The sequence below is a fragment of the Falsiporphyromonas endometrii genome (assembly GCF_042654485.1).
Lineage (GTDB): Bacteria > Bacteroidota > Bacteroidia > Bacteroidales > Porphyromonadaceae > Porphyromonas > Porphyromonas endometrii.
The window spans coordinates 1-9,120 of record NZ_JBHSGO010000154.1 but is presented as its reverse complement, the minus strand read 5'-3'; the positions used below and the strand labels follow the sequence as shown (position 1 = coordinate 9,120).

Sequence of the window (9,120 nt, the reverse complement as noted above, 5' to 3'; positions counted from 1 at the left end):
CCCCGGGCGGACGCCAATCCCCCCGGTGTTTTTCATGTCTGCCTGACGGATGAGCAAAACAAATAAATGAAATGATTAATTTTGACTCAAAGATAAACTTCAATTACACACTTTTAGGGATACTACCAAAAGATTGGATGAGATGCTACTTAAAGCTGAATCATTATTCCATGGCTCAAGAGCTTGCTTTGCAGGGAATTGTCATTTCTGCAAGCCGGAAGATTGCACCAAACAACATGGCAAAGCCTGTAGATTTCCCGAAAAGATAAGACCCTCCATCGAAGCTTTGGGATGTGATGTGGCAAATACAATGTCAGAAGTAGCCAATATCAAACTACTTTGGAGCAAAGATGGGTTACTTCCCCAATACTATTGTCTGGTCTCAGCTATTCTGCTAACAAATAAAGAAGATGAGCCAACTATCAAGCTATCTCTCAAAAATGTAGGGTTCGAACTTAATCTTCAAAATGTCTAAAACATTAGAGTAGAAGATCAGCTCAAAACAGTTTAATAAATACGATGTAATAGTAGATTATTGTATACGTAAATTCGATATATTTCTTTTGACTATGGGGCTTTATGCAGGCGGAGCCCGAAGTGGTCTATAGCAATTATCCGAAAGGCAGGAGGACTGTTCAAGACGCCGTTTTTACGGATCGTTATATCTATTCGGAAGACAACGACCGGCCCGAGTGGAAGATCTTACCGGATACCGCAGACATTATGGGGTATACTTGTCATAAAGCAACATGCCATTACAGGGGAAGGGATTATGTAGCATGGTTTTCTTCTGACATCCCTACCGACAAAGGGCCATGGAAGTTTTCCGGGCTTCCGGGATTGATATTTAAGATTCAGGATGTGGGCAAACACTACATTTTTGAGCTCCAATCCCTTAAACAGGAAGTCATTCCAATAGAATATACGGAGCACAAAGGCATAAAATACAATTTGACAGACAGGAAAAAACTTCTAAGAATGAAGGCGAAGATGAAGAGGATCGGAGTGAACGGATATGCCCAGATGAGTACGACGGGGAGCATGTCGGTCAATTCGACAGACTTCGGCGGAGGAGACAACGACCTCCTTGAAACCGATTATAGATAGTCTCCTATATCACTAAAATCTCTACAGGAGATAGACATGACATAGAATCGAAACATCATAACCATCAAATTATGAAAATCAGAAGGACATTTATATTTTCAGTGCTCATAATCATGGCATTGGCGGAAGCCTTTTCACAGAAAACCTCCATCAAAGGTCGCGTGACGGAGCTTGGAAAGCCTATTGAAACGGCCGTAGTCCTCCTTACCACAGATAGCGAAAATGATATAGTAAGCTATACTGTAACGGACAAGCAAGGTGTCTTTGAATTTAAGAAGGCAGATCTTGGCCGGGCGAAATTTCTCAGAGTTAAGATGGTCGGATATGTTTCTCAGTCCGTAAGGCTGGAAAAAGGCAAACAGTCTTATGACATCTATCTCGACCCAAAGATTACTAAACTGAAAGAACTGGTCGTAAAGTCTCCGGATATCAAAATGTCTAAGGATACCGTCACTTATTTCACTTCTGCTTTTGCCCACAAGAATGACGTGACAATCAGCGACGTGCTGAAAAGGATGCCGGGCATAGAGGTGCTTGACAACGGACATATCAAGTATCAGGGGCAGGAAATCAGCGATTTCTATGTAGATGGGTCTGATATTATGGGAGGAAAATACAACATGGCCGTCAACAGCATTAGGCATTCAGACGTAGGCCGAGTGGAAGTGCTCGAGAATCATCAGTCTATAAAGCTCTTTGAAGACCTTATAAGATCCAACGAAGTAGCCTTGAACCTGAGGCTGAGGAATAAAGCCAAGGATAAATGGATCGGAGCCTTACAGGCAGGTATAGGAGCTTCTCCGGCCAGATGGAACGTAGATGCAGCCACCATGAGGTTTTCGGATCGATTCCAATCTCTAAATTCCCTCAAGACAAATAACATGGGAAAAAGCCTTTCTCCTATGTCTTCGACATCATCGGTTTTTTCCGAAGTAGAAGATTGGGGAACGCCATATAATGCAGTCTCTGCAAAATATTCTCCCCTTGGTGTATTGAGCGAAGACAGGACGCTGTTCAACAACTCTCATATGCTCAGCCTAAACTCTCAGTTCAAGATAGGGAAAGAGTTAACGGTGACTCCGCAGGTCGAACTGGAAAGAGCAAATTATAAAAGGACCTCTTATCTAAAGCAGTCTTTTTTTCCCGAAGGGAGAAGTTGGGAGGTCGTAACGGAAGAGAATGGGAGATGGAACGAGTGGAATGCCGTGCCTTCGGTCAGAATTGAAGCTAATACGAAAAGATACTATCTCAACAATAGCCTTTCAGCAATCTTTCGTAAAAATACTTCCAATATTTTTGACCAAGGTACTAACGTGTATGAAAATGATGCGGCAAATAAGATTAGGTCAGGAAAGAATGTCCTCAACATGCTTGTCAGAGTCGGAAGAAAGACTTTGGGATTCAATTCGATTACTACGTTTGGAAGGAATCCGCAGACCTTGCTCATTGACAATCAGAAAAAAGATGAAAAGCTGAATGAGCAGCTTAGAAACTCGTACATTTATACGAGGAACAGCATGGTACAGACTTTTGCATTCAATCGGTTCTCTCTCAGGCTTACGGAGGGAGTAATGCTTGCCCGCAGGACGCTTAATAGCAAGCTGGAAGGACTCGGCTTGACGAACTATAATGAAGCGGCAACGAATAGGAACAGCTATGCGGCCTTAAAGGCGTTCGCCATTCCTACCATTTCGCTCGATTTGGCATCTTTCTTCGGATCAGTCTCCCTCCCCTTAAATTACATACGCTTTACGGTGAAAGATAGAATTGCAAATACTGAGACCGGATATTACAGATGGACGGCAGGCCCATCCGTTTATGCCCGATGGATGGCAGGCACTCATTGGGACCTTTCGGGATCTCTTTCTTACGAAGCCGTTCCAAGAAGTCCGTTCGACCTGTATAGAAGCCCTATTATTTCAGAGTATCCCTTTCTTCAGACCGGAGTAATGGAATATACGACTGACAAGAGAATGGCAGGAAGGATAACCTTGAAGTATAAAGACGTGATGAGCGGCCTCTTTGGCAACTTAAGCTATCTTTATCAGAATACGAGGAATATGTTGCTTCCCACACAGACATTCGTAGAAGACTATATGATTTCAGGGTTGGCTGACCGTCCGCATAATGTCAGTTCTTCTAATATCATAGGAAATGTAAGCTATATGATTAGTCCAATTAGGGGAGGAGTATCTATGAAAGGAGTGTATAGCTCCTTTAACACCAAGTTTATGCAAAATGAATCAGGCGATGTAGCCTCTTCTGACATATCGAATACAAGAATCGAATTCATTTTTTTCGGGAAGCCACTGAAGCAGCTCCAATTTAACTATACCTGCTCCCTCGCCATGCTTCGTTACAAGCAGAAAAATATAGATGCCAGAAAGAACAGACAGTTCAATCAGAAGCTTCTTCTCACGATCCTGCCGGCAAATAAGTTCAATGTTGAAATAGGTGCTGACCACTATTACGAAAAAAAGGAAGGAAAAGGTAATAATATATGCCTTTTGGATGCTTCGCTCCGATGGGATTTGTCTTCGCAGTGGCGATTTAAGCTCGCAGTTACTAATATATTGAATGACAAGGAGTTTTTTAACACTATGTATTCCCCAACATCTGTGTTCGAACAGCGATACGAGCTTCGGCCGTTGACAGTAGAGCTATCTGTTATTACTTCATTCTGATATGAAAGAAAGGCTTGACTCCGGTTGCTGTTACAACGGAGTATAAGGAAGAATGAAATAGAACTTGTATGATATTTTCAAAGATCTCTTCATATCTACATATTGGAGTTAAACCCGCATCATGCCACTGCTTCATTTGATTAATAACAACATCCGACTTGAGAAAGACAAAAGGTTCGATTGGCAATCTATCGTTTTAATAGGACATATGAGAAAAAACAACGTAAAAATCAAGATATTGGTTATGTAATAAAGATAATTATTCTTACCTTGCATCGAATTAGAAGAAACAAAGCCTATGAGAATATATATTTACCTATTATCTGCAGTGCTCTCAATAACAGCTTTAGGAGCACAAGACATCTATTCAGATTCTCAAATCCAGGCAGGATTTGAGTCTTCACAGCAGGCCGGAGCTTCATACTCTGATATGCGTCAAGAATTAAACTTCAACCTAATGCAAAGAGAGGATTTGAATGAGGCTAAAGTATATGCTGTAAGCAACGAAATATTCATCTCGCTCAAAGCAACGTCAGATATCGGCGTATACGATATCACGGGTAAGTGCATTGCTACTTACAAGGATCAAAACGGTGATCTAAGAATCACGGTCAAGAGCGGTATGTATATAGTTAAAGTCACTTCCGGTGACAAAAGCAAAGCATTTAAGGTAATTGTAAGATAATAGTCAGGCCTCTGATGTACCTGTCTTAGGTAGTTGTTTTTGTCTTCAGCATAAAGATTCGAAACAAACTAAGACAAAGAGATAGGAAATAAAAAAGGGGCTCTTTATCTTTGCGATAGAAAAACAAAGGGTATGTGTCTTTTTTGAGGATACATACCCTTTCTCTATATAAAAGGGTACAAGTCAAAAAGTCCTTTGGTAATTATTAACCAGAATAGGATTATTACAGTGCGGGTATGACACCAACAATCGTGAATTTCATAAAAGCCTCACTCTGAATTATAAATCATTCTCTGTCATCTGTTCTGTACATTTAGTCTATATATTGTACTTAGTCTTTGTAAGACAAACAGCTTTGCTCCTCAATGGGGAGAGCTTATTATTTTGAACAGAACTACTCAACAGCATAAATTCATTGATTGAGAGGCCTTAATAATCCCCTTTCATCTTTTATTGGACCGCAATAAACCAAAATAGAATATTGTACGAAGGAGCTACCATCCTTACAATTCATCGAGCATACCTCATTTGTGCAACAGTCTCAGAATCCTCTAACACACAAATACAATTGACTCAACTTAATAGAAGTATATTCAAAAGCCATGGTAAGTATCTAAAATCTGTTGATAAAACGGGCAAACCCGGCTTATACAACTCTTAATTCGAACAAATTACCCATTTAGACAAATAAGAAAGAAGAAATACAAGATAAAAGCTATATCTTTGTTATTCCAATAGGGCAAGGCTGTCTTATTGGGAAGAGAAAGGATAATTTTGTAACAACGGAGACAATTTTAGCCTTTTGTAAATGGGTGTGAGAGATTAACGATATGTGAGTCTGACGGGTTAGGACAAAGCTATTTGATACAACAATCCTCTGATGATTCGCTGTATCACATCCGGTTTGTATTGATGCGAACTAAACATTTTGAAATAAAGCAATTATAAACCTAAACAATTTTAATTTATGTGGTTAACAAGTTCTTCGATTGGGCGTAAGCTGGTGATGAGTATCTCCGGTTTATTCCTTATCACGTTTCTAACACTGCATGGATCGATCAACTTAGTGGCCGTATTCTCTCCTGAAGGATACAATGCCGCTTGCGATTTCATGGGAACAAATCCGATTGTGCAAGTTATGGTACCTGTGCTAGCATTCGGATTTATTATTCACATCATTTATGCTCTGGTACTTACCCTACAAAACAGACGCGCCAGAGGTAACGATCGCTATCGCTCATCTTCTAAGACTCCTGTGGCGTGGAATGCGAAAAACATGTTCGTATTAGGAATCATTATCCTTGGTATCTTGGCTTTTCACCTCACTCACTTCTGGCAGCATATGCAGCTTCAGGAATGGATGGGCAACGAAGGAGACAAAGGATTTGATTTGGTAGTAAAGACCTTCCAAAATCCTATCGTGACTGTTTGCTATCTAATCTGGTTCGTAGCAGTATGGTTCCACTTGACACACGGTTTCTGGTCAGCTTTCCAAACCATTGGATGGAACAACCAAATCTGGTTCAAGAGACTTAGAGTTATTGGCATAGTATTAGCTACACTCATTATGCTTACTTATGTCATCACAGCATGTTATTTCGGTTTTATCTATAAAGGATAAACAATCACTCCATTCTAAAATATCACTGATACGAAAGAGATAGATTCAAAAATACCTAAAGGTCCTTTAGCTCAAAAGTGGACCAATTATAAGAGTCATCAAAAGCTGGTTAACCCGGCCAACAAAAGACGTTTGGATGTGATTGTTGTTGGTACAGGTTTGGCTGGTGCATCTGCAGCTGCTTCTTTCGGAGAGCTCGGATTTAATGTACTCAACTTCTGTATCCAAGACTCACCTCGTCGCGCACACTCTATTGCAGCACAAGGTGGTATCAATGCAGCAAAAAATTACCAAAATGACGGTGACTCTGTATACCGTCTGTTCTATGATACAATCAAGGGTGGTGACTATAGAGCTCGTGAGGCGAATGTATATCGTTTAGCTGAAGTTTCTAACGAAATTATCGACCAATGTGTTGCACAAGGTGTACCTTTTGCTCGCGAATATGGAGGTCTACTCGACAACCGCTCTTTTGGTGGTGCTCAAGTATCACGTACATTCTATGCCCGCGGTCAAACCGGTCAGCAGCTACTTTTGGGCGCATATTCAGCTCTCTCAAGACAGGTAGCAAAAGGCTCTGTTAAGCTATATAACAGACACGAAATGCTTGATCTTGTTATTATCGATGGACGTGCAAGAGGTATCATTGCAAGAAACCTTATCACAGGTAAGATCGAACGCTATTCTGCTCATGCTGTAGTTATCGCAACTGGTGGATATGGCAATACATTCTTCCTCTCTACCAACGCTATGGCCTCTAATGGTTCGGCTGCTTGGCAATGCTATAAGAAGGGTGCCTATTTTGCAAACCCATGTATGGCTCAGATTCACCCGACCTGTATCCCGGTACACGGCGAATTCCAATCCAAACTAACATTGATGTCCGAGTCGCTTCGTAATGACGGACGTATATGGGTTCCAAAAAAACTGGAAGATGCCAAGGCTATTCGTGAAGGTAAACTTAAGCCAACACAAATTAAGGAAGAAGACAGAGACTATTACTTGGAGCGCAGATATCCGGCATTTGGTAACCTCGTACCTCGTGACGTAGCTTCTCGTGCTGCAAAAGAAAGATGTGATGCCGGATTCGGTGTCAACGCCAGTGGTCTTGCTGTATACCTCGACTTTGCTGATGCAATTCAACGTCTTGGAAAAGATGTAGTAGAGCAAAAGTATGGCAACCTCTTCCAGATGTATGAAAAGATTGTAGACGACAATCCATACGAAACACCAATGATGATTTATCCGGCTATCCACTACACAATGGGTGGTATTTGGGTAGACTATGAGCTGATGACTTCTATCCCGGGTCTATTCGCTATTGGTGAAGCAAACTTCTCAGACCATGGTGCAAACCGACTTGGTGCATCTGCACTTATGCAAGGTCTTGCAGACGGTTACTTCGTTATCCCCTACACAATACAAAACTATTTGGCAGATCAAATCCAAGTACCAAGATTCTCTACCGACAGCAAAGAATTTGAAGAAGCAGAGAAAGCTGTTAAGGATAAGATCAACAGATTGATGAATGTAAAGGGCAACGAATCTGTCGACAGCCTGCACAAGAGACTGGGTCACATCATGTGGGAACATGTTGGTATGGGACGTACAGCAGAAGGACTGAAAGAAGGAATAAAGATGCTCAAGGAGCTTAAGAAAGAATTCTGGAAGTCTGTTCGTATTCCAGGTAAGGCTGACGACCTAAACGTAGAGCTTGAGAAAGCTATTCGTCTTGCCGACTTTATCGAAATTGGCGAATTGATGGCTCATGATGCTCTTGACCGTGAAGAAAGTTGTGGTGGTCACTTCAGACTTGAACACCAAACTGAAGAGGGCGAAGCTAAGCGTGATGACGAAAACTTCTCTTATGTTTCTTGCTGGGAATACCAGGGTGAGGATCAAGATCCGGTTATGTACAAAGAGCCGCTTATCTATGAAGAAACAGAAAGAAAGACTCGTAACTACAAGAATTAACCCCTTTTATAGCAAATTACAATGGACAAGAATATTAATATAACTGTCAAGGTTTGGAGACAAAAAGGTCCTAAAGAAAAAGGGGCTCTCGTCTCATATAATCTTCAAAATATCTCTCAGGGAAGCTCATTTCTTGAGATGCTCGACATCCTAAACGAGCAACTTATATCAAAAGGTGAAGAGCCGGTAGTATTTGACCACGACTGTCGCGAAGGTATCTGCGGTATGTGTTCTCTCTACATCAATGGACACCCACACGGACCTGACACCGGTATTACTACCTGTCAGCTACACATGCGTCACTTCAACGATGGTGACACCATTACCATCGAACCTTGGAGATCAGCAGGTTTTCCAATCATCAGAGACTTGATGGTAGATAGATCAGCTTACGACAAGATTATTCAAGCAGGTGGTTTCGTCAGCGTAAACACAGGTGGTGTACCCGATGCAAATGCTCTTCCTATTCCTAAGAAGAATGCAGATATGGCTATGGACGCAGCTGCATGTATCGGTTGCGGAGCTTGTGCAGCAGCATGTAAGAATGGTAGTGCAATGCTATTTGTCTCTGCCAAGGTCAGTCAACTTGCTTTACTTCCACAAGGTAAGGTGGAAGCTACCAAACGTGCTAAGAATATGGTAGCTAAGATGGATGAGCTCGGATTTGGTAATTGCACCAATACCCGTGCTTGCGAAATGGAATGTCCTAAGAATGTATCAATCAGCAATATCGCAAGACTCAATAGAGAGTTTATCAAAGCAAAATTCAAAGACTGATTGATTTATCTATATGATTAATAAAAGGCTGTACAGATCGGTGTACAGCCTTTTTGTTGTTCATCAATTATTGGTATCCGATTAAAATAGATAAGGGCATATTGGAGTCTCCCCAACACCTTATTTATGCAGATGAGCATTTCAACCCAGATTTGTCTTTAGGCGTCAAATTCTAATGACCGTCATTAGGAATAATTTTTCATAATATATTTTATATCACTACTTTAGCGTCTTATAAAAACACTTAATGTCCGCAGAATCTAACACACCAT

At 41.2% G+C, this 9,120-nt stretch carries 6 protein-coding genes and 1 pseudogene; all 7 read left to right on the top strand.

Features of this window, described 5'->3' with window-relative positions; all coding sequences use genetic code 11:
* Positions 1-124 precede the first annotated feature (124 nt).
* Positions 125-475: pseudogene (locus tag ACFO3G_RS04875) on the top strand (DUF2284 domain-containing protein); the annotation flags it as partial.
* A gap of 104 nt (positions 476-579) precedes the next feature.
* On the top strand, positions 580-1,107 hold the full coding sequence (locus ACFO3G_RS04870) for a GLPGLI family protein (RefSeq protein ID WP_380078511.1): 528 nt from the start codon (positions 580-582) through the stop codon (positions 1,105-1,107).
* A gap of 71 nt (positions 1,108-1,178) precedes the next feature.
* On the top strand, positions 1,179-3,791 hold the full coding sequence (locus tag ACFO3G_RS04865) for a carboxypeptidase-like regulatory domain-containing protein (protein ID WP_380078509.1): 2,613 nt from the start codon (positions 1,179-1,181) through the stop codon (positions 3,789-3,791).
* A gap of 298 nt (positions 3,792-4,089) precedes the next feature.
* Positions 4,090-4,476 carry a T9SS type A sorting domain-containing protein gene (locus ACFO3G_RS04860; RefSeq protein WP_380078507.1) on the top strand — a complete coding sequence of 129 codons (387 nt, stop codon included), beginning with the start codon at positions 4,090-4,092 and terminating at the stop codon, positions 4,474-4,476.
* Positions 4,477-5,443: 967 nt separating this feature from the next.
* Positions 5,444-6,097, top strand: a complete 654-nt coding sequence (locus tag ACFO3G_RS04855; RefSeq protein ID WP_380078505.1) for a succinate dehydrogenase cytochrome b subunit — start codon at positions 5,444-5,446, stop codon at positions 6,095-6,097.
* Between the two features lie 21 nt (positions 6,098-6,118).
* The gene (locus ACFO3G_RS04850; RefSeq protein WP_380078513.1) at positions 6,119-8,071 is read left to right on the top strand and encodes a fumarate reductase/succinate dehydrogenase flavoprotein subunit; all 1,953 of its coding nucleotides are present in this window, start codon (positions 6,119-6,121) and stop codon (positions 8,069-8,071) included.
* Between the two features lie 21 nt (positions 8,072-8,092).
* Positions 8,093-8,848 carry a succinate dehydrogenase/fumarate reductase iron-sulfur subunit gene (locus ACFO3G_RS04845; RefSeq protein WP_380078503.1) on the top strand — a complete coding sequence of 252 codons (756 nt, stop codon included), beginning with the start codon at positions 8,093-8,095 and terminating at the stop codon, positions 8,846-8,848.
* Positions 8,849-9,120: the final 272 nt, after the last annotated feature.